This window comes from Brevibacterium sp. K11IcPPYGO002 (assembly GCF_050920635.1).
Taxonomy (GTDB): Bacteria; Actinomycetota; Actinomycetes; order Actinomycetales; family Brevibacteriaceae; genus Brevibacterium.
In genome coordinates this window covers 981,284-1,002,368 of record NZ_CP131929.1, presented here as the reverse complement: position 1 = coordinate 1,002,368, position 21,085 = coordinate 981,284, and the positions used below count along the sequence as shown (strand labels likewise).

Below are 21,085 nucleotides of genomic sequence, written 5' to 3'. Positions count from 1 at the left end.
GTGGATTCCTTTCAGAGCTGGTTGCCCAGCTTGCCCTCGTTTTCATCCGCGCGGGTGTAGGAGAACCCGTCGGCACCGATCGTCACGGCCATCTCCGAATCGTCCGTGCGGGCGTGCACGGGCTGCGGGTTGCCGTCGAGATCGAGGACGAGTGAGGCATCCGTGTACCAAGACGGCACAACGGGGTTGCCCCACCAATCGCGGCGCTGATTGTCGTGGACGTCCCAGGTGATGACCGGATTGTCCGGGTCGCCGGTGTAGTAGTCCTGCGTGTAGACCTCGACGCGGTGTCCGTCGGGGTCGCGCAGGTAGAGGTAGAACGCGTTCGAGACGCCGTGGCGGCCGGGCCCGCGTTCGATCGAGTCGGACCGGCGGAGGGCACCGAGTTTGTCGCAGATGGAGAGGATGTTGTGCTTCTCATGCGTGGCGAAGCAGACATGGTGCATGCGCGGTCCGTCTCCGCCGGTCATCGCCGTGTCATGGACGGTGGACTTGCGGCGCATCCACGCGGCGTAGACCGTGCCCTCTTCGTCCTGGATGTCCTCCGTGACACGGAACCCGAGATCCTGCATGTACTTCACCGCCCGCGGCACGTCCGGGGTGACCTGATTGAAGTGGTCGAGGCGGACGAGTTCGCCGGGGATGTGCAGGTCGTAGCGCCACGACATGCGTTCGACATGATCGGATTGGTGGAAGAACTCGTACGGGAAGCCGAGCGGGTCGACCACCCGCACGGAGTCGCCCACGCCCTTGACGAAGCCGTCGGCGCTGCGGCGGACATCGCAGCCGAGTTCGGTGTAGAAGGCCACGGCCTTGTCGAGCTCTTCCGGGCTGCGCACCCGGTAGGAGAACGCAGCCACGGCAGCGACCTCGCCCTTGCGCAGGACCAGGTTGTGGTGGATGAACTCCTCCGTCGAGCGCAGGTAGAGCGTGTTCTCGTCCTCTTCGGTGACATAGAGTCCGAGCACGTCGACGTAGAACTCCCGCGACGCGGCCAGATCGGTGACGACGAGTTCCATATAGGCGCAGCGGAGGATGTCGGGCGGGCTCGTCTGCGGCGTGGCGATGGGGTTGTCGGCGGCGATGCTCGTCTCCTGGCTGACGAAATAGCCGGCCGAGGTCCGAGTCATATCAGTGCGTTTGGTCATGGCTGCTTCACTGCTTTCCGAAGACGGGGTTGTGGACCTCGCCGAGGTTGATGTGCACGGACTGCTGTTCCGTGTAGAAGTCGATCGACCGGTACCCGCCCTCGTGCCCGAGCCCCGAGGCCTTGACACCGCCGAAGGGGGTGCGCAGGTCGCGGACGTTGTTCGAGTTCAGCCACACCATTCCCGATTCGACGGCCTGGGAGAAGTTGTGGGCGCGCTTGAGATCCGAGGTCCAGATATAGGCGGCCAGACCGTACTTCGTGTTGTTCGCCAACTCCAGGGCCTCCTCGTCGGAGGAGAACGGGGTGATGGCGACGACGGGCCCGAAGATCTCCTCCTGGAAAATCCGCGCGTCGGGCTTCACATCGGCGAACACGGTCGGCTGGACGAAGTTTCCGGTCTCGAAGCCCTCGGGGCGTCCGCCGCCGGCGACGAGGCGGGCCTCGGACTTGCCGATCTCGACGTAGGACATGACCTTCTCATGGTGCTCGGGGTGGACGAGCGCAGCCACCTCGGTATCGGGATCCGAGGGCAGACCGACCTTCACACGCTTGGCCTGGGCCGCGTAGCGCTCGACGAACTCGTCGTAGATCGATTCCTCGACGAGGATGCGCGAACCGGCGGTGCAGCGCTCCCCGTTGAGGGAGAAGACGCCGAAGATCGTGGCGTTGACGGCAGCCTCGATGTCCGCGTCGGCGAAGACGACAGCCGGGGACTTGCCGCCGAGCTCCATCGACAGGCCCTTGAGCCAGGGGGCGGCATTGGCGAAGATCGTCTGGCCGGTGCTCGATTCGCCGGTGAAGGAGATGAGCGGAACGTCGGGGTGCTTGACGAGCGAATCGCCGGCGAAACCTTCCTCACCGAAGCCGTTGACCATGTTGAACACACCGGTGGGCAATCCTGCCTCTTCGAAGATGCCCGGCCACAGGGAGGCCGAGAGCGGAGTGAACTCGGCGGGTTTGAGCACGACGGTGTTGCCGGTCGCGATCGCCGGTCCCAGCTTCCAGGACTCGAGCATGAACGGCGTGTTCCACGGAGTGATGAGCCCGGCCACGCCGATCGGCTTGCGGTTGACGTAGTTCGCCTGGCGGCCGGGGACCTTGAAGGCGTCATCGACCTGAGCGACGATGAGGTCGGCGAAGAAGCGGAAGTTCTCCGCCGCGCGCGCCGCCTGCCCCTTGGCCTGGGTGATCGGCAGTCCGGAGTCGAAGGACTCCATGGCGGCGAGTTCGTCCTTGCGGGATTCGACGATATCGGCGATCTTGTTGAGGATGCGGGCGCGCTCGCGCGGGAGCATCGTCGGCCACGGCCCCTCGTCGAAGGCCGTCTTCGCCGCGGCGACGGCGGCTTCGATATCGGCCTTCTTGCCCGAGGCCGCCGTAATGTAGGGCTCGTTCGTCACCGGGTTGAGGACGTCGAATTCGTCTCCGTCGATGGAGTCGACGAACTCGCCGCCGATGTAGTGGCGGATCTTCTCCGGCATTGCGGCCGGCAGGGTGGTGGACTGTGTCATGAGTTGTCCTTTCGTGAATCTGTCTGCAGATCCGTGGTCGGGGCTGTGGTCGTCTGGGAGTTCTGGAAGCTGTGCAGCGTGGCCGAGCGGTGCTCGCGCACGGCCCGTTCGACCTCCTGCGCCGAGGCGCGAGCTCGGATGAGGGCGACGATGCGGGAGTGTTCCTCCACCGACTCGAGCGCCCGTTCGGGGACGAAGGAGAACGTCGAATCCCGCAGGTGGTTGAGTCGGTCCCATTCGAGTTCGACGAGGGTGCACAGCCGCTCGTTCGGGCAGCGCCGGTAGAGCGTCTCGTGGAATTCGTGGTTGAGTCGGGTGAACTCGGCCGGTTCGAATTCGTCGAGCAGCGCCCGCATCCGATCGTTGATCTGCTCCGCGGCATCGAGATCATCGGCACCGAGGTGGCCCTGAGCTTGGGCGACGGCCGCGGCCTCGAGAATCGCGACCGCTTCCATCGACTGGGTATAGGAGCCCTGGTCGACCATGGCCACGCGGGCCCCGACGTTGCGCTCGAAGGTCACGAGCCCGTCGGCCTCCAACCGACGGATGGCCTCGCGCACCGGCACCACGGAGGTGTCGAGTTCGAGGGCGATCTGCGCGAGCACAAGTTTGTGCCCGGGCTGGTAGGTCTGGTCGGCGACGCGCTCGCGGATCCACCGGTAAGCGGTCTCGGCCTTGCTCAGGGACGGGGCCGCGGTCGCTGCCTGTTCGGTCTTCACCGTGAGGCCTTCCATTCGTCGAATTTCGCCTTCCATTCGCCCTTGGGCGGGAAGAGCTCTTCGATCGGGTTGCCGGCGGCGACCTGTTCGGCCACCCAACCGTCCTCGACCTCCTTGGCCAGTGCCGCGTCGACGACTTCTTCGACGAGGCCACGGGGGATGACGATGGCTCCATCGTCGTCGGCGACGATGACATCGCCGGGTAGGACGGTGGCGTTTCCGCAGGCCACGGCCACGTCCGATTCCCACGGCACGTGCTTGCGACCGAGCACGGCAGGGTTCTTCGCGGTGGAGAACACGGGCAGGATCTCGGCCACCTCGGCGGAGTCGCGGACTCCCCCGTCGGTGACGACGCCGGCGGCGCCGAGAGATTTCGCACGCAGGGCGAGGATGTCGCCGAGGGTGCCCGAACCGGATTCGCCGCGGGCTTCGATGACGACGACCTCGCCGGGGCGGATCGAGTCGAACGCCTGCTTCTGGGCGTTGAAACCGCCGCCGTGGGACTTGAACAGGTCTTCGCGGTTGGGTACGAAGCGCAGGGTCTTCGCGGTGCCGACGATCTTCGCGCCCGGTTTCAGCGGGGCCACACCTTCGATGACGACATTGTTGAGTCCGCGCGACCGCAGCTGAGCCGACAGGCCCGCGGTCGGAGCCTCGGTGAGTTTGGCGACGAGGTCGGCGTCGAGTGCCGTCGCGGCAGTGCCATCGGCGTCGCCCTCCGGGGCAAGTCCGGCGGCAACACGCGAGCCCCAGGCGTCGACGGTGAGTGCCTCGTTCACCGCGGGGAGGCTGCCGAGATTCTCGTCGAAGTCGCCGGGCCCGTCGACGACCGTGGTGGTCAATCGTCCGGAGCTCAGCTCTTCGCCGTTCGCCGAGGCGGCCGTGACCTCGACCTCGACCGTGTCACCGGGGGCGACGACCGAGGATCCGGCCGGGGTGCCGGTGAGGATGACGTCACCGGGCTCGAGGGTGAGATGCTGGCTGAGGTCCGCGACGATCCGCGGGAGGGTGAAGATGAGCTGGTCGGCTCGCGTGCCGTCATCCTGGACGACCTCGCCGTTGACCCAGGTGCGCAGGCGCAGGGAGTCGGGGGCCGCCTCGGCGGCGGGAATGACTTCGGGACCCAGCGGGGTGTAGCCGTCGCGGCTCTTCGAGCGCACGTTCGACCCCTTGTCCGGGGTCTTCATGTCGTAGAGGCCGAAGTCGTTCGAGGCGGTCACGCCGGCCACATACGACCAGGCGTCGGCCTCGGTGACATTGCGGGCAGACGTGCCGATGACGACGGCGATCTCACCTTCGAAGGCGAGCAGCGAGGTGCCTGCCGGGCGCTTGATGGACTGGCCGGAGGCGGCGACGGAGCTGGCCGCCTTGAGGAAGTAGGACGGCTGGGCGGGGCGTTTTCCTCGTTGCGCCGCACGGGACTCATAGGCCACATGAACGGCAATGATCTTGCCCGGGCGGGCGGGAACACCTGCTGGAGTCGACATCGATCTCACACCTCATTTCGATTGGCTTCACTACAGATCGTATATGATACGGTTCCGGAGAACAAGTAATCCAGGCCACAGAGAATGTGGCCGGGATGCACTGCAGACGCACGACAGGACACAGGAGTCATGGCAGCACAGAAGCACACTCAGACCCGGGTGGCGTTCGCGACGATCGTCGGCACGAGCATCGAGTGGTACGACTACTTCCTCTACGCGGCGGCCTCGGGGCTGATCTTCAACCAGCTCTTCTTCGGCCCGCTCGGATCGACGCTGTCGACCATGGTCGCCTTCGCGACGGTCGGGATCAGCTTCCTCTTCCGCCCCTTGGGCGCATTCCTCGCCGGACATTTCGGCGACAAGCTCGGCCGCCGGGTGGTCCTCATCATCACGCTCATCGCCATGGGCGCCGCAACTGCGCTCATCGGCTTCCTGCCGACCTACGAATCCGCGGGCGTGCTCGCCCCGATCCTGCTCATCGCCCTGCGCATCATCCAAGGCATCTCAGCCGGCGGAGAATGGGGCGGAGCCGTTCTGCTCGCCGTCGAGCACGCAGATGAGAAGTCACGCGGACTGCGCGGTTCCTTCCCGCAGATCGGCGTGTCCATCGGCCTTCTGCTGTCCTCGGGCGTACTCGCCCTGATGACGTCGATCGCCCCGGGCGATGCCTTCCTCGAATGGGGCTGGCGGGTGCCGTTCTTCCTCTCCATCGTGCTCGTCTTCATCGGCTACTGGATCCGCCGCGGAGTCGAGGAATCCCCCGTGTTCCACGAGATCGCCGAACGCAAGGAGCAGGTGACGAACCCGCTGGGCACGCTCATCAAGAGCCACTGGCTGCTCGTCGTCCTCGCCTCGCTCGTCTTCATGGGCAACAACGCCGCCGGATACATGACCACCGGCGGATACATCCAGAACTACGCCACGGACCCGGCCGGCCCCATCGGCCTCGAGCGCGGTCCCGTGCTCTGGGCCGTGGCCGCCTCGGCGGTGTCCTGGCTGGTGTTCACGATCATCGCGGGCGCCGTCTCGGACAGGATCGGACGCCGGAACACCTACATCCTCGGCTGGATCCTCCTGCTCGCGGGCATCTTCTCTCTGTTCCCGCTGGTCAACACCGGTTCGGTGGGCATGCTCCTGCTCGGACTCGTCGTCCTCACCATCGGCTTGGGCTTCACCTACGGTCAGCAGCCGGCGATGTACGCCGAGCTGTTCCCCTCCAGCGTCCGCTTCTCCGGGGTCTCGGTCTCCTATGCGATCGGGTCGATCCTCGGCGGCGCCTTCGCCCCGACGATCGCGAAGGGCCTCGTGTCATCGACGGGAACGACCGCCTCGGTGGCGGTGTACCTGGGCGTCGTCGCCGTGCTCGCCCTCGCCGCGACCCTGCTGCTGCGTGATCGCACCGGAATTCCGCTGGGCCCCGACCACGAGGACGAGCAGGCGGTGAGCCCGATCATCGGGATCGGGGCGCTGCAGGTGACCCGCGATGACGGTGACCGGCACCACCCCGCCGACACCAGATCGTATATGAACTGATAGCATTCGAATATCACGACGACGTGTCACGAACCGGAGGTTGACATGCATTTCCATCAGAACGGCTACGTGTCCGCGGACCCGCGGATCGAAGAGGCCGCTGGGTACGGAATCGAGCGCAGCGAGGAGCTGCCCGATGAGGTCGATGTCCTCATCGTCGGCAGCGGTCCCGCGGGAATGATCGCGGCGGCTCAGCTGTCGCAGTACCCGCACGTGAACACGCGGATGATCGAGAAGCGCGATTCCCGGCTGGTCATCGGTCAGGCCGACGGCATCCAGGCGCGTTCCGTCGAGACCTTCCAGGCGTTCGGCTTCGCCGAGGAGATCATGCGCGAGGGCTACCACATCACGGAGATGGCGTTCTGGAATCCGGATCCTGAGAACCCCGAGAACATCATCCGCACCGGTCGGCCCAAGGATGACGAGCACGGGATCAGCGAGTTCCCGCACCTCATCGTCAACCAGGCACGCGTGCTCGACTACTTCGCCCAGTTCGCCGCCCAGTCCCCCGGCAAGATCACGCCCGACTATGGGATCGAATTCGTCGACCTCACGGTCGACCAGGACGCCGCGACCGCCTCGGCGAAGGATCATCCGGTATCGGTCACCGTCCGTTACACCGCAGGCGAGCGCACCGGGGAGGAACGCACCATCCGCGCCGGCTACGTCGTCGGGTGCGACGGTGCCCGGTCGAAGGTCCGGTCGTCGATCGGTCGGACGATGTCTGGCGATCAGGCCAATCATGCCTGGGGTGTGATGGATGTGCTCGCGGATTCCGATTTCCCCGATATCCGCACCAAGTGTGCGATCTCGTCGAAGCACGGCAACATCCTCCACATCCCCCGCGAGGGCGGGCATCTGTTCCGGATGTACGTCGATCTCGGCGAGGTGCCCGAAGATGATGCGCGCAAGGTGCGGTCGACGAGCATCGACGAGATCATCCGCCGGGCGAATGCGATCATCGCGCCCTACAGCATCGACGTGAAGAACGTGGCCTGGCATTCGGTCTACGAGGTCGGGCACAGGCTCACGGACGCCTTCGACGACACCGATGAGACCGCACCCGATTCGCAGTGCCCACGCGTGTTCATCACCGGCGATGCCTGCCATACGCATTCGGCGAAGGCCGGACAGGGAATGAACGTGTCCATGCAGGACGGCTTCAACATCGCGTGGAAGCTCGGGCAGGTCATCTCGGGCCGGTCGTCGACGGAGCTGCTGCGCACCTACTCCGCCGAACGGCAGGTGGCGGCGAAGAATCTCATCGAGTTCGACAAGGAATGGTCGACGCTCATGGCGACTCCGCAGGAGGAGCTGCCGGACAAGACCTACCTCGAGGACTTCTACGTCAAGACCGCGGAGTTCCCAGCCGGGTTCATGACCGAGTACACGGAGTCGATGATCACGACGCCGACGACGCATCAGGAGCTCGCGGTCGGATTCCCGATCGGCAAGCGGTTCAAGTCGGCTCGGGTCAAGCGCAGCTGCGATGCGAATTTCATCCACCTCGGTCACGAAGCGCGTGCCGATGGTCGCTGGAGAGTCTATGTCTTCGCCGATCGGGCCGCTCCGGTCGTCGACAGCTCCGCTGACGGCTCCGCCGGTGAGTCGAAGGTGGCGGCGCTGGCGGAGTGGCTCGCATCTGATCCGGCCTCTCCCCTGGTTGCCTTCCGCCGGGAGGGCGAGGATCCCGATGCCCTCGTTGAGCTCAGCGTCATCTACCAGCAGGAACACAAGGAGTTCGCGTTTCCCGATGTGCCGCAGGTCTTCCGTCCGCACGTGGGCGCCTACGACCTCGAATACGTGGAGAAGATCTACGCGACCCTGCCCGACGAGGACATCTTCGAGGCCCGCGAGATCAGCCGCGACGGCGCCGTCGTCGTGGTCCGCCCCGACCAGTACGTCTCCGGCATCTTCCCGTTGGACGCACATGCCGAGATCGGCGACTACTTCGCAGGAGTCTTCGAACCCGTGAAGTGATGCCGGAATGGTTCCGTGCTCAAACGCCCTCGACTGGTGGTCTCTGGACTGCTGGCCGGGGGCGTTTGGTCTGCGCGAGGAGCCCGCAGATCCCAGCTGAGATGAGTGCGGCGGCTCCGACGAGCCACAGCCCATATCCGACGGAGGGGTAGCCGATCTCCATTCCGCCCGTCGGAGTGCCGTCTGGCAGCTGACCGTCCCACATCAACAGCGGCGGCTCGAGGACGAGTCCGATGAGGAGGACGACGATGAGGGCTCCGATGAGCATGGCCGCCGCGGCCCACCACCGAGCCGAGGGGAAGAAGAGACCGAGGACGGCGATGGTGATGATCAGCGCCCAGAGGACGAGGTAGAACGTGTCGGGAGGAGTGGTGGAGTCGAGTGACCAGTCCCCCAGCGAGGTCATGATGATGCGCGGGCCGCTGTCGTTGAAGCTGTCGATGACGGGTATGAAGAGGGTGATGACCCAGGCGGTCAGCGTGATGAGCGGAAGCAACCGTGCCAGGCGCCGCAGTCGGCGTGACCTCTCTGCAGCCTCCCCCGGTGTCCTCCGCTGAGTGGTGCGTTCGATCCGGCGGCGGTCGCTGATGAACCCGCACACTCCTGCTGCGATGAGTGCGCAGCCGCCGAGCGTCCAGAGGAGGACGCCTGCTGACGGATCGGCGACGATGAGGGCTGAGCGGTCCTCGCCGGCGGAATCTGTGACCCAGACTCGCTCACGGGGTGGGCGCGCGAGGAGGACGATCTCGATGATAAGGAGCCCGACGCCGCTGAGACCAGCGACGAAGGACCAGTGAGAGAAGGGGCTGAACGCTCTGGCGGTTGCGGCACAGATGAGCACGACCGCCCATGCCAGCAGCAGTGTCGGCAGGAACTCGAGGCTGCCGAGGGACGTGACGATGAAGCGTTCGTCGCCGTGATCGCCGCTGTCGAAGATCGGGATCCAGATCATCAGCACCCAGGCGGCGACGGCGACCCACGGCAGCCGCTGTGCGAGGCGATGGGTTCGGTTCCCGCGAGGCCACGCGGTGACCCTGGGCTCCGTGCGACTGGGGGATGCTGCATCGGGAACGTGTGCGGTACCGCTGCGGACCCGGCTTCGACGATGACCGCCGAGGAGGCCGCAGACTCCCGCGGCCAGAAGACAGAGACCCCCGATAGCCCACAGCCCTGCACCGACCGCCGGTTGAGCGACGACCGTTCCGAAAACCGGCCTCCCCCGATCATCGACGGCGTCCCACATGATCGTCGGCAGATTCGCCAACGAGGCGGCCAACACGAGGAAGGCGCAGGCGCCGAGAATGAGAGTTCCCACCGACCACAGGCGCCCGACGACGTCCGGCCACGGGTGCGAATCGGGCCGAGACCGGCCGCTGATCAGGGATGAAGCAACCGCACATACGACAACGCCGACGGCGACCAGGACCATCGACACACGAGCCTCCTCGAGGTCGAACGGCGGTCCGCCGAGAGCAGTGACGATGATCCGCGGCGGGTGCGGCGCTTCGGAGATGTCCTCAGGGCTGGCGGCCACCGGAACCCACAGCATGAGAATCCACAGGCAGAGCGCAGACCACGACAGTGCTTGGGCGAATCGCAGAAGCAGTCGGCCGTCTGAAATCCGTCGGACTCTCACCAGCCCGGGCCGAGACTTACGCGGCGGGACCATGGCGCTTCGACATGCAGCGTTTGATCCGTTCACGACGGTCATGGTCCTGTTGGGCAGCTGCGACCAGACCACAGATGCCGGCGGCGACGAACAGAAGGCTTCCCAGAACCCACAGGCCGAAGCCTGCCGCAGGATAGGCGACTTCCATGCCGCCGGTGGGCATACCGTCGGCCGTCTGCCCGTCCCACATCATGATCGGCGGATCGGCGACCATCTGCAGGAGTCGCAGTCCCAGCACTGTGCCCAGAACGATGGCCGCGATCGACCACCACTTCGATGCGGACAGCAGCCAGGCAGTGAACGCGCCGGTGAGAATGACGACCCAGAGCACGAGGTAGACCTCATCGAGGTCATTCATGTCGATCGGCGAGAACCCGAGAGACGTCACACGGATCCGCATCGAGCCGGGTCCTCCGCTGTCGAGGACCGGCACGAAGATCGTGATCACCCAGCAGGCCACCGCCCCTGATGGGAGCACACGCGCCACAAGGTTGAGACTGCGCCCCCGCGCAGTCGTCAGAGGTGTGCTTCCGTTCTTACCCGCCCTGTCCATAACTACGATTCTCTGCAGTCTCTCTGTGACAGGTGTTGCCGCCATGTTCCAGATCCGACACGCAGCTCAGTCGGGCCCGAACACCACCTGCACCAACTGATGCTCGACCATGCTGCCTCCGCAGTCCTTCGCGGACGGGCGCCGGTGCGCATTGCGTCTGCGCCAGTCGGCGATCTTCTCGGCACGCGTGCAATACCGTGGTGGCCGCTCTTCCGGCTGAGCCGACGCTTGCGGTTCGTCTGTGCCGACCTCTTCGGCGGCGACCGTTGCCCTGCTGTCTTCCCTCGCTGCTCTCCTGGCTTCCTCCCTATCCGGTTCGAGGATTCGGGAGAAGAGCTGCTGCCAGTCCGATCCCGGCGGCGAACCGCCCGGTTCCGACACTGATACGGGACGCGGGAACCGTATGCGACGGACCACCGCTGGCGTGGCCACCTCATAGGAACGCCCACTCGGCGTGGTGACGCGCAGCCCGTCCGCTGTGGCCTCGTGCGTCCACCCGGGATGTTCCTTCGCGTAGTTGCAGGACGCACACAGCCCGGAGCCGTTCTCCCAGGTGGTTTCTCCGCCTGCGGCGACAGGCTGAGCGTGATCGGCGTGCCGGATCGGGGCGTCGCACCACGGGGTCCGGCAGACATCGTCACGGAAGGTGATCATCTGCCGCAGTCGGCCGGTGAACTCCCGGCTCTTCGCATCCATTCCCACCAGCTGCCCATCCTCGGGGCGGGTGAAGATCCGGCTGATGAACATCTGTGCTTCGTTCGCGGCGATGAACTCTCGGGCCGTCTTCGCCGGCAGCGGCCCGTACCCCGGAAGCCAGGCCGGAACGAGTCCGTCGGAGAGCAGAGATTCGGTGTCGACGAGCAGATGGATCTCCGCGGGCACCGCCGTTGCGCTCGCCTGCCCGCTCAGCCGTTCGACGAACGTATCGGCGATGACCTGCTGGCGGTTCCGTCCGCCGGCATCACCGGCAGCAGTGATCGTCTCAGCGCCGGCCCGGAGGCTCTCATAGGCGGCGACGGCCCGCGTCAGCGGCAGGATCGCGGAGATCCTGGCGATCCCGTCATCGATCACGGTCATGTTCACTCGACGATTGGACTTCGCTTTCGCTGCCCTCTTCGCGGCCGCCTCGGCGTCCATCTCCGCACTGAGCGCACGCACTTCGGCGCGCAGGCTCCGCAGCCCGGACGGCCCCAGACTCCGCTTCATCCGCATATCGACCGTGCGCCGATCGGCAGCGACGAGGACCGCGGTCTCATCGACCATGATGCGCACCTTGTCCTCGGAGATCTCCCCGCCGGCCAGAGCTTTGAAGGTATTGGGCATGCCCGTGACGATCGAGCGGGCAGTGCTGAGGAACTTCCGGCCCGATCCGGGCGAGACCTTCTTCGCCAGCCCGACCTCGTCACCGGCGCGCTTTCCGCAGTCGAGCGCGGGCACCCGGTTGAGCCGGTCCCGCTCGATGCGCAGTGTCTCGAAAGCCACTGTCTCTTTCGCCTGTGCGGCGGCGACAGCAGACTTGAGTTCTTCGAGCGCTGTGATCCGCTCCAGCGTCTCGGCCTCGGTGTCGCCCGGGTCGAGTGCGCGCAGGAAGTCACCGATCCGAGTGATCTCGGTCAGCGGATCCGGAACCGACGCTGGTTCCCGTGCGGGGTCGACGTCCATATGAAGACAGTACCCAGCGGCACTGACACGACTTCGCAACCGCCCCCGAAGAAGACCGTTCGCGCAGGTCACGAACTGTTCCCGGCTCAGCCGCCTCCGTTTCGGGCTCAGCCGACTCCGTTTCGGGCTCAGCCGACTCCGCGCTGGATGCGGTTGAGGATCATGTCCATGGCGACGATGTTGTGGCCGCCGTCGGGGATGATGAGGTCGGCATTGCGCTTCGACGGCTCGACGTAGAGTTCGTGCATCGGCTTGACCGTGCCCAGATATTGGTCCTCCACCGACTGCAGGGTTCGCCCGCGGTCGACGACATCGCGTTTGATCCGGCGCAGCAGGCGCACATCGGCATCGGTGTCGACGAAGAGCTTGATGTCGAGCAGCTGGCAGATCCGCGGTTCGGCGAAGATGAGGATACCTTCGACGATGATGACGGGTGCGGGCTCGACTCGCGTCGTCTCATCGCTGCGGTTGTGGATCGAGAAGTCGTAGACCGGGCTGTCGACCGCCTGCGAGTTCCGCAGCGCAGTGAGGTGGTCGACGAAGAGGTCGTTGTCGAAGGCGTCGAGATCGTCGTAGTTGACCTTCTCGCGCTCCGCATAGGTGAGTTCGTCGCGCCGTTTGTAGTAGTTGTCGTGGAAAAGCACCGACGGCGGCCCCTCGCACTTGTCCAACAGCGCCTGAGTCAACGTCGTCTTCCCGCTGCCGGTTCCGCCGGCCACGCCCACAACCAAAGTCTCCACGGCACAAATATAGACCACGACCCCCGCCGAGGCGGCTCCCGGCTTCCGTGCTCAGCCGAGGCTGCGGGTCAGCTGAGTCCACAGCTCCTGGTCGAAGCGCCGCCTGCCGAGCAGACCGGCCATATGCCTCACCGCATTGTCGACCTTGCCGCGCCAGACCTCGATCGCCATCTTCGCGTCCGCCCGGCTCAACGCGCTGAACATGGCACGGTCGTCGCTGACGATGCGGTCGCTGGCCGGAGAATAGTCGAGCTGCAGAATGGAGATGAACAGACGCAGCCGCAGAGTCAGGGCCTCGAAGGCACGCGCCGATTCCCGCAGCCCCGATGCCCGGGCCAGCTCCTGCTGGAAATGGAGGTCGGCGTCCTCGACGTCGATTCCGCTGCGCGTCGGCGCCGAGGCCTCGACCTGCCGCAGAGCCAGCTGCACGGGCACGAGGTAGCGCTGCGGACGCAGGGCCAAGGAGCGGAGCACGACCTCCCCGATGGCCATGCGCGCGGCATAGAGGTCGAGCACATCGACCGTCGTGATCAAGGGGATCCGTGCACCGCCACGAGAACCGTCGAGGAGTTTGTCATCGACCATCCGTCGCAGCGCCGCGTCGACCGAGGCCCTGGGCACCTGCATGCGACGCGACAGCAGGCGCGGATTGATCCGATCGCCGGGTTCGTATCCGGAATCGATGATCTCCTCACGCAGCGCGATCGCCAGGTGTTCGGTGATCGACCGCGTCTCCTTCGGCAGCCACGACGAGATCTCCATTGAGTCAGAAGTGATGGAAGTTCTCTGCGGCTCGTAGGGGACCGATTCCCGCCACAGCACTCCTTCGAGTCCGTGCCGAACGCGGTCGGCCACCAGATCGAGCAGGGACCCGGGAATGTCCTGACACTCGCCGAGGCGGCTCTTGAGTGCGCTGACGAAATCGTCGAAATCCGCGCACACCGCCACCCGGGCTCCAGCCCCGTCGGAGAGGTCGTCAGGAACCTCACCGAGGGGGTCGAAGACGAGGAAGTCACCGTCACCGTCGAGCAGGCCGAGCAGTTCGGCGGTGGGCACCTGCCGATGCTCGCTGTCGAAGCGCTGTGCCCACCGCCCGACTCCCGCAATCCGCAGGGCCGCGGTGATTCCGGCGATGCGTCGCTGTACCCGCCGAGGCGGCACGATCGTCGCGGACTCCTCACGACTACCTGCTCCACCTGCATCGATTCTGCGAACACCGACGATGACGAGGGGAAACCCGCTGGCAGCGAGGACGAGCTCGGAGCCGCCGGACATCTCGGTGACGGGGATCGTCAGCGCCCTCACCGACCGAGAGACGATGCTCTGACTCAGCCCCGTCGCCTCGGACAGAGCACGGGTCGAATAGTCTCGCCCGGAGATCCGGGCCCCCGCGGTCGCGACGAGAGCCTCGACGACCCGGTCGGCAGTCTCCTGGATCGGCGGGCGACCGCTGCGGGGGCGATCCTCAAGGTCGGATCGGTTCGCCCAACGACGCAGGGTCGACGGTGATGCACCCGTGCGCGCGGACGCCTCGGCGAGGGTCGACGTCGTCAGCAGCGACACCGCGTCACGACGGAACTCAGCGGAATACATCCCTCTATCTTAGGACTTCTGACTCAAACATTCTCAGCGTTCCACTCCATCTCTTCACCCCCGGATTTCGGCGGCGCATACTGATCTCACACCCCGGCTCCACGGTCAGCGCCGATACGTGAGAGCACCGAATCCGAGCACCGAAGGAGCACAGTTGCTGCACACCGAAACCGACCTCGCCACGCTCACCGCCCAGTCGATCGACACCGTCCGCCGGTGGCTGCGAGTGTCGACGTCGATGACCACGGCGAAGAACCCCGCGGCCGAACGCCTCTCCGCCGTCCTCTCCGACGACAACGGCCTCGACTTCACTGTCGGGTTCGTCGATCGGGTCGTGCGCACTGACGATGTCCACGCCGCCGCCGACGCGCTGGCCGAGGTCGGCAAGCTCGCCCCTGAGACGATGTCGTACCTCGACCGCGCGCAGATCAAGGCCGGTGCCGCACTGGCCAAGATCGCCCCGCAGGTCGTCGTGCCCGCCGCCCGCACTCGTCTGCGTCAGATGGTCGGGCATATGGTCGTCGACGCCCGGGACAAGCAGTTCGGCAAGACCGCAGCCGCGCTCACCGCCGACGGTCACCGGCTCAACATCAACCTCCTCGGCGAGGCCGTACTCGGTGACGGCGAAGCCGACAACCACCTGGAGCAGACCCACCGGCTGCTCGCCCGTGACGATGTCGACTATGTGTCGGTGAAGGTCTCCTCGGTGGCTTCGCAGATCTCGATGTGGGCCTTCGACGAGACCGTCGACTATGTCGTCGACCGCCTCCGTCCGCTCTACCAGCAGGCCGCGAAAGCCCCGACCGGTGCGAAGTTCGTCAACCTCGATATGGAGGAGTACCAGGACCTCGAACTGACGATCGCGGTATTCACGCGCCTGCTCTCCGAACCGGAGTTCAAGGATCTCGAGGCCGGAATCGTCATCCAGGCCTACCAGCCCGATGCGCTCGGCGCCGTGCAGCGGCTGAGCGAATTCGCTTCCCGTCGCGTCGAGAACGGCGGGGTCGGGATCAAGGTCCGCCTCGTCAAGGGCGCGAACCTCGCGATGGAGACCGTGCATGCCGAGATCGCGGGCTGGCCTGCCACGACGTGCGATTCGAAGCAGTCCACGGATGCGAACTACAAGCGGGTCCTGCACTGGCTGTTCACCCCGGAGCGGATGAAGGGGCTGCGCATCGGTGTGGCCGGCCACAACCTCTTCGACATCGCCTTCGCCCACCACCTCTCCGTCGAACGCGCGGTGACCGACCGCGTCGAGTTCGAGATGCTCCAGGGCATGGCCAGCGAGCAGGCCGCCGCCGTGACCGAGGACGTCGGAGACCTCCTCCTCTACGTTCCGGCCGTGCATCCGAAGGAGTTCGACGTCGCGATCTCCTACCTCGTGCGCCGCCTCGAGGAGAACTCTGCGTCCGAGAACTTCATGTCCGGAATCTTCGACCTCGCCAACGGCAACGACGTGTTCAAGCGCGAAGCCGACCGATTCACCGCATCGGTCAACCAGCTCGAATCGATCCTCGACGCCGAGGGCGAGACCGCACCGGCCCCGAACCGCCACCAGAACCGGTCGACCGAAACACTCGGCGAGACCGTGGTGCCGACCCGGTTCTTCAATGAACCCGACACCGACCCGTCCCTTCCGGCCAACCAGGAGTGGGTGCGCACAATCATCGCCGAGGCGACCGCCCCCGGCTACCTCGACGACCGTCCGAACGCGCCCAAGGTCGAATCCACGGACGTACTCGATGAGATGATCGCCCGCGGTCGCGCCGCCGCTGCCGACTGGCGGGCCCTCGGCGCCGCCGGTCGCGCCGAGATCCTCCACCGAGCCGCGGACATCTTCGCTGCCCGTCGCGGCGAGTTCATCGCCGTCGAGGCGGCCGAGGTCGGCAAGATGCCATCGCAGTCCGATCCCGAGGTATCCGAGGCCATCGACTTCATCCGCTACTACGCGCTGAATTCGCTCGAGCTCGACAACCTCGAGGGCGCGGAGTTCACTCCCGATGAGATGGTCGTCATCACTCCCCCGTGGAACTTCCCCGTGGCGATCCCCACCGGCGGCACCGTTGCGGCGCTGGCGGGCGGATCCGCAGTCATCCATAAGCCGTCGAAGCCGACCCCGCATTGTTCGGCACTCATCGTCGACTGCCTGTGGCAGGCCGGAGTGCCCAAGGACGTGCTGCAGCTGTGCGCACCGGTCGAGCGGGAGCTCGGCCAGCATCTCGTCTCGCATCCCGATGTCGACCGGGTCATCCTCACCGGTGCCTCGGAGACCGCGGCGATGTTCAAGTCCTTCCGTCCCGAACTCCACGTCAATGCGGAGACCTCGGGCAAGAACGCACTGGTCATCACCCCGGCGGCGGACCGAGACCTCGCCATGGCCGACCTCGTGTACTCGGCGTTCGGACATGCCGGGCAGAAATGCTCGGCCGCCTCGTTGGGCATCATGGTCGGGTCGACCTACGATTCCGAGCGCTACCGTCGCCAGCTCGTCGATGCCGCCTCGTCGATGGTCGTCGATTGGCCCTCGAACCTCGCATCGACCATGGGCCCGCTGACCGAGGACCCGTCGGACAAGCTGCGTCGGGCACTGACGACGCTGGAGCCCGGCGAATCCTGGCTGCTCGAGCCCAAGCAGCTCGACGATTCGGGGCGCCTGTGGAGCCCGGGAATCAAGGACGGGGTCAAACCCGGTTCCTTCTTCCACCTCACCGAGGTCTTCGGTCCGGTGCTCGGTCTCATGCATGCCAAGGACCTCGATGAGGCCATCGAGTTCCAGAACGCCGTGGACTTCGGCCTCACCGGCGGCATCCATTCCCTCGACCCCGAGGAGGTCGCCACCTGGCTCGATCGCGTCGAGGTCGGCAACGCCTACGTCAACCGCGGAATCACCGGTGCGATCGTGCGTCGGCAGTCCTTCGGCGGCTGGAAGCAGTCCTCGGTGGGGCTGGGATCGAAGGCAGGCGGCCCGAACTACCTCATGCTCTTCGGCCATTTCGCCGATGCCGGCAACCAGGACCTCGAGGCGGCGAAGGCCGATGACAAGCGCTGGTTCGAAGCCGAATTCGGTGCGGCGAAGGACCACACGGGACTGCGCGCGGAGGCGAACATCTTCCGCTACCGTCCCCGCCCGGTCACCTTGCGCGTGACCGCCGAGGCGAGCCTGTTCGATCTCGAACGCTCCCTCCACGCGGCCGCCACGGTCGATTCCCCGGTGCAGCTGTCCGTGGCCGAGGATGTGGCAGCCGAGGTGAAGATCGCGGTGACGAATGCCGGTGTTCCCGCCCGCACGGAGTCGGCCGCCGAGTTCGCCGAGATGGTCGGTCAGGGTCGCTACGACGACACGGTGGGTGCCCGCATCCGCGTTCTCGGTCGGTTCGAGGACGAGCTGCTGGCTGCAGCCGCACCCCGTCCGGAGGTCGCGATCATCGATGAGCCGGTGACCACCTCGGGACGAGTGGAGCTTCGGTACTACGTGCAGGAGCAGGCGGTGTCGATGACCCTGCACCGCTTCGGCAACCCGAGCCGTGACTTCCACGAGCTCGCCGCCACCCTCACCTCCTAATTGCTACCCGACGGCGGCCCAGCAACCTCGCGCGAGGTTGCTGGGCCGCCGTCGGGTAGTTCGGGGGCAGGGTGAGTTGTGTAGGATGAGTGCCACCTGCAGCACTCAGTGGACTGTCCGACTGTTCACAAGCTGTTCACATCTTCGCCGCTGTCGTCGATGAGTGAGCCGCTAGGGTGCAAGGGACCGCGCACGTGATCGTCACGATGCGCACAGCCGCTCATCCGCCCGAAAGGCTCCCATGAAAGTCACGACAACTCTCTCTTCCGCCGCGGCGCTCAGCCTCGTCGCAGGCCTGTCCCTTCCCCTCGCACCGACGCCCGCAGTCGCAGCAGACGCTGCGGCAGACGGCATCCACATCTCCGAGATCGCCTACACTCTCGAGACCGACTTCATCGAGATCGCCGCCGATCCCGGCACCGATGTCTCGGGCTGGACCTTCGGCTCGGTGACTCGCGGCGGCAGCGTCTATGCGCAGGAGAACACGATCACCGCGCCCGAGGACACGACGGTCGGTGATTCCGGTGCCGTGGCCATCGACGTGCCGGTCACGAACTCCGTCAAGGCCGGCTCGGCCGCCGACGGCGAATACGGTTCGAGCGCCTTCGTCATCGACGATGACGGTGAGTTGGTCGACTTCCAGCAGATCGGCGGCGTCGTCGGCGGCAAGGGCGTCACCGGCGCGAAGAACGTCTATACCCCCGCACCGGTCGTCGGACAGGAAGCCGAGCCGACGGGCGCGACGGCCGCCGGCGGCCAGTCGATCCAGCTCACCGGCGACGCATGGACGTCGGCGGCGCCCACCCCGAATGCCCTGCCCGACGGCGACGGCGGTGACCTGGATCCCGACGGCGTCACCCCGATCGCCGATATCCAGGGCACCGGCGACGCCAGCCCCGTCCAGGGCAAGACCGTGACCACCCGCGGTGTCGTCACCGCCGCCTACCCCGAGGGCGGGCTGAACGGCTACTACATCCAGACCCCGGGCACCGGTGGAGCAGGCGCCGATGACGCGACCCCCGGGGCCTCGGACGGCATCTTCGTCTACTCCCCCGACACCGTGGCCGATATCAGCATCGACGACCACGTCGAGGTCACCGGCACCGTGTCCGAACACTACGGACAGACTCAGATCTCCGTATCCGCGTCCGGCTTCGAAACAGTCGACGAACCCGCCGAGGCGGTCAAACCCGTCGAAGACGCTTTCCCCGCAGGAGACGAGAAGCGCGAATCGCTCGAAGGCATGCTCGTCCAGCCGAGCGAATCGCTGACCGTCGCCGACAACTACAACACGAACACCTACGGTGAGGTCGTCCTCGCCACCGGTGAGGGCACCCTGCCCCAACCCACCGACGTCCACCGCCCCGGCACCCCCGAGGCAAAAGCCCTGGAAACCGAGAACCTCGACCGCGAGGTCGTCCTCGACGACGGTGCCACCGTGAACTTCCTCAAGGCCGACAAGGACATCCCCCTGCCGTACCTCAGCCAGGAGGACCCGGTCCGCGTCGGCGCGCAGGCGACCTTCACCTCACCGGTGGTGCTCGGCTTCGATCACGAGAAGTGGCGGTTCCAGCCGACGACCCGCCTGACCGGAGCCAACGCCGAGGCGGTGCAGCCGACCACGTTCACCGACACCCGCACCGACGCCCCCGAGGCCGTCGGCGGGCAGGTCAGCCTCGCCAGCTTCAACGTGCTCAACTACTTCACCACCACAGGCGACCAGCTCTCAGGGTGCCAGTACTACGACGACCGCAATGGTGACCACATCACCGTCCGCGGCGGCTGCGATGCCCGCGGTGCCGCGAACGCGGAGAGCCTCAAGCGGCAGGAGACGAAGATCGTCACCGCGATCAACAAGCTCGACACCTCGGTCGTCTCGCTCATGGAGATCGAGAATTCCGCCGCCTTCGGCAAGGACCGCGATGACGCGCTGGCGACACTGGTCAAACGCCTCAACGAGGCGGCCGGGACCCAGAAATGGGACTTCGTCGAATCCCCGTCCGCGGTCCCGTCCGATGAGGACGTCATCCGCACAGCCCTGATCTACCAACCCGCCGAAGTGGCCCCGCAGAACGAGTCCACGATCCTTGACGATCAGGATGCGTTCTCCAACGCTCGCGAACCCCTGTCCCAGGCGTTCGCTCCGAAGGACGACTCCGGTGAGGTCGAGAAGGACAAGACCTTCGTGACGATCGCCAACCACTTCAAATCCAAGGGGTCGGGCTCAGGTCCGGGCAACGAGGACTCCGGCGACGGTCAGGGCGCGTCGAATGCTGATCGCGTCAAGCAGGCCGAATCGCTCGTCGGGTTCGCCGGTGACCAGCAGGAGGCCGCGGACAGCGACCTCGTCTATCTCCTCGGTGACTTCAACTCCTACACTCAGGAAGACCCGATGCAGGTCTTCTACGAGGCCGGATACAAGGACATCGCCGCTGAGAAGACGGACGAATCCACCTATGTCTATGGCTCGCGCACCGGCAGCCTCGACCATGTCCTCGCTCTCGACGCCTCGGACGCGGGCAACGATGCAGGTACGGATCCGTCGGCCTTCGACTCGGTCACCGGGGCCGATGTCTGGAACATCAACTCGGTCGAGTCCCTGGCGCTCGAATACAGCCGCTTCAACTACAACATCGCCAACCTCTACGCGCCGGACCAGTTCCGGGCTTCCGACCATGATCCGGTCGTCGTCGGTCTCTTCGACTCCTCAGATGAGGGCGGGGACGACGACGCCGACGGTTCCGATGAAGCGGATGCCGGAGACAACGCCGACGGCGCAGGCGATGATGCGAACGCCGACGGTTCGAGCGATCATCCCGGCGGAAAGAACGCAGGGAAGAACGGCAACCACTGGGGCAGCCGCGACGGCGACCACCCCGGAGGCAAGAACGCAGGGAAGAACGGTCGCCACAACGGTTGGTGACAC

At 66.0% G+C, this 21,085-nt stretch carries 13 protein-coding genes; 4 read left to right on the top strand and 9 right to left on the bottom strand.

The genetic code is table 11. The annotated features are described in order from the left end of the window. Positions 1–11: 11 nt before the first annotated feature. Genes hpaD through QYM46_RS04410 form a run of 4 tightly spaced genes read right to left on the bottom strand, consistent with a single transcriptional unit; the run spans position 12 to position 4,867 of the window. Complete coding sequence (gene hpaD, locus QYM46_RS04425) at positions 12–1,148, bottom strand: 3,4-dihydroxyphenylacetate 2,3-dioxygenase (protein WP_432791012.1); 1,137 nt, start codon at positions 1,146–1,148, stop codon at positions 12–14. 7 nt (positions 1,149–1,155) lie between these two features. After that, positions 1,156–2,661, bottom strand: a complete 1,506-nt coding sequence (locus tag QYM46_RS04420) for an aldehyde dehydrogenase (RefSeq protein WP_169251486.1) — start codon at positions 2,659–2,661, stop codon at positions 1,156–1,158. After that, on the bottom strand, positions 2,658–3,380 hold the full coding sequence (locus tag QYM46_RS04415; protein ID WP_432791011.1) for a GntR family transcriptional regulator: 723 nt from the start codon (positions 3,378–3,380) through the stop codon (positions 2,658–2,660). Before QYM46_RS04415 ends, QYM46_RS04420 begins: the two co-directional genes overlap by 4 nt. Further along, positions 3,377–4,867, bottom strand: coding sequence for a fumarylacetoacetate hydrolase family protein (locus QYM46_RS04410; RefSeq protein ID WP_432791010.1), 1,491 nt, complete (start codon positions 4,865–4,867; stop codon positions 3,377–3,379). Before QYM46_RS04410 ends, QYM46_RS04415 begins: the two co-directional genes overlap by 4 nt. 129 nt (positions 4,868–4,996) lie before the next feature. Here QYM46_RS04410 and QYM46_RS04405 point away from each other — a divergent pair, with 129 nt between their 5' ends. Continuing rightward, a complete protein-coding gene (locus QYM46_RS04405) occupies positions 4,997–6,400 on the top strand; it encodes an MFS transporter (protein WP_432791009.1) in 1,404 nt (467 codons plus the stop codon). Between the two features lie 45 nt (positions 6,401–6,445). Next, entirely contained in the window at positions 6,446–8,380 is a 1,935-nt protein-coding gene (locus tag QYM46_RS04400) for an FAD-binding monooxygenase (RefSeq protein WP_169251482.1), read from the top strand. A gap of 19 nt (positions 8,381–8,399) precedes the next feature. Here the strand turns inward: QYM46_RS04400 and QYM46_RS04395 are convergent, their stop codons facing one another. The 5 genes from QYM46_RS04395 to QYM46_RS04375 form a co-directional block, all read right to left on the bottom strand. After that, positions 8,400–9,929: a hypothetical protein gene (locus QYM46_RS04395; protein ID WP_432791008.1), complete on the bottom strand. Its 1,530-nt coding sequence runs from the start codon at positions 9,927–9,929 to the stop codon at positions 8,400–8,402. Positions 9,930–10,032: 103 nt separating this feature from the next. Continuing rightward, positions 10,033–10,602 (bottom strand): hypothetical protein, encoded by a 570-nt coding sequence (locus QYM46_RS04390; RefSeq protein ID WP_432791007.1) that lies wholly within the window; start codon positions 10,600–10,602, stop codon positions 10,033–10,035. 66 nt (positions 10,603–10,668) lie between these two features. Continuing rightward, a complete protein-coding gene (locus QYM46_RS04385) occupies positions 10,669–12,264 on the bottom strand; it encodes a DUF222 domain-containing protein (protein WP_432791006.1) in 1,596 nt (531 codons plus the stop codon). Positions 12,265–12,392: 128 nt separating this feature from the next. After that, on the bottom strand, positions 12,393–13,004 hold the full coding sequence (udk, locus tag QYM46_RS04380; protein WP_025777019.1) for a uridine kinase: 612 nt from the start codon (positions 13,002–13,004) through the stop codon (positions 12,393–12,395). Between the two features lie 51 nt (positions 13,005–13,055). Beyond that, a complete protein-coding gene (locus QYM46_RS04375; RefSeq protein WP_432791005.1) occupies positions 13,056–14,597 on the bottom strand; it encodes an FCD domain-containing protein in 1,542 nt (513 codons plus the stop codon). A gap of 154 nt (positions 14,598–14,751) precedes the next feature. On the opposite strand from QYM46_RS04375, the gene QYM46_RS04370 reads away from it, so the two are divergent. Together QYM46_RS04370 and QYM46_RS04365 are read left to right on the top strand one after the other, a co-directional pair. Further along, positions 14,752–18,159: a bifunctional proline dehydrogenase/L-glutamate gamma-semialdehyde dehydrogenase gene (locus tag QYM46_RS04370; RefSeq protein ID WP_432791004.1), complete on the top strand. Its 3,408-nt coding sequence runs from the start codon at positions 14,752–14,754 to the stop codon at positions 18,157–18,159. 241 nt (positions 18,160–18,400) lie between these two features. After that, positions 18,401–21,082, top strand: coding sequence for an ExeM/NucH family extracellular endonuclease (locus QYM46_RS04365; RefSeq protein WP_432791003.1), 2,682 nt, complete (start codon positions 18,401–18,403; stop codon positions 21,080–21,082). Positions 21,083–21,085 lie beyond the last annotated feature (3 nt).

What these genes read in the sequence shown, in the direction of transcription:
- hpaD (WP_432791012.1), bottom strand. Translation starts at nt 1,148, where the DNA reads ATGACCAAACGCACTGATATGACTCGGACCTCGGCCGGCTATTTCGTC.
- QYM46_RS04420 (WP_169251486.1), bottom strand. Translation starts at nt 2,661, where the DNA reads ATGACACAGTCCACCACCCTGCCGGCCGCAATGCCGGAGAAGATCCGC.
- QYM46_RS04410 (WP_432791010.1), bottom strand. Translation starts at nt 4,867, where the DNA reads ATGTCGACTCCAGCAGGTGTTCCCGCCCGCCCGGGCAAGATCATTGCC.
- QYM46_RS04405 (WP_432791009.1), top strand. Translation starts at nt 4,997, where the DNA reads ATGGCAGCACAGAAGCACACTCAGACCCGGGTGGCGTTCGCGACGATC.
- QYM46_RS04400 (WP_169251482.1), top strand. Translation starts at nt 6,446, where the DNA reads ATGCATTTCCATCAGAACGGCTACGTGTCCGCGGACCCGCGGATCGAA.
- QYM46_RS04395 (WP_432791008.1), bottom strand. Translation starts at nt 9,929, where the DNA reads ATGCTGTGGGTTCCGGTGGCCGCCAGCCCTGAGGACATCTCCGAAGCG.
- QYM46_RS04390 (WP_432791007.1), bottom strand. Translation starts at nt 10,602, where the DNA reads ATGGACAGGGCGGGTAAGAACGGAAGCACACCTCTGACGACTGCGCGG.
- QYM46_RS04385 (WP_432791006.1), bottom strand. Translation starts at nt 12,264, where the DNA reads ATGGACGTCGACCCCGCACGGGAACCAGCGTCGGTTCCGGATCCGCTG.
- QYM46_RS04375 (WP_432791005.1), bottom strand. Translation starts at nt 14,597, where the DNA reads ATGTATTCCGCTGAGTTCCGTCGTGACGCGGTGTCGCTGCTGACGACG.
- QYM46_RS04365 (WP_432791003.1), top strand. Translation starts at nt 18,401, where the DNA reads ATGAAAGTCACGACAACTCTCTCTTCCGCCGCGGCGCTCAGCCTCGTC.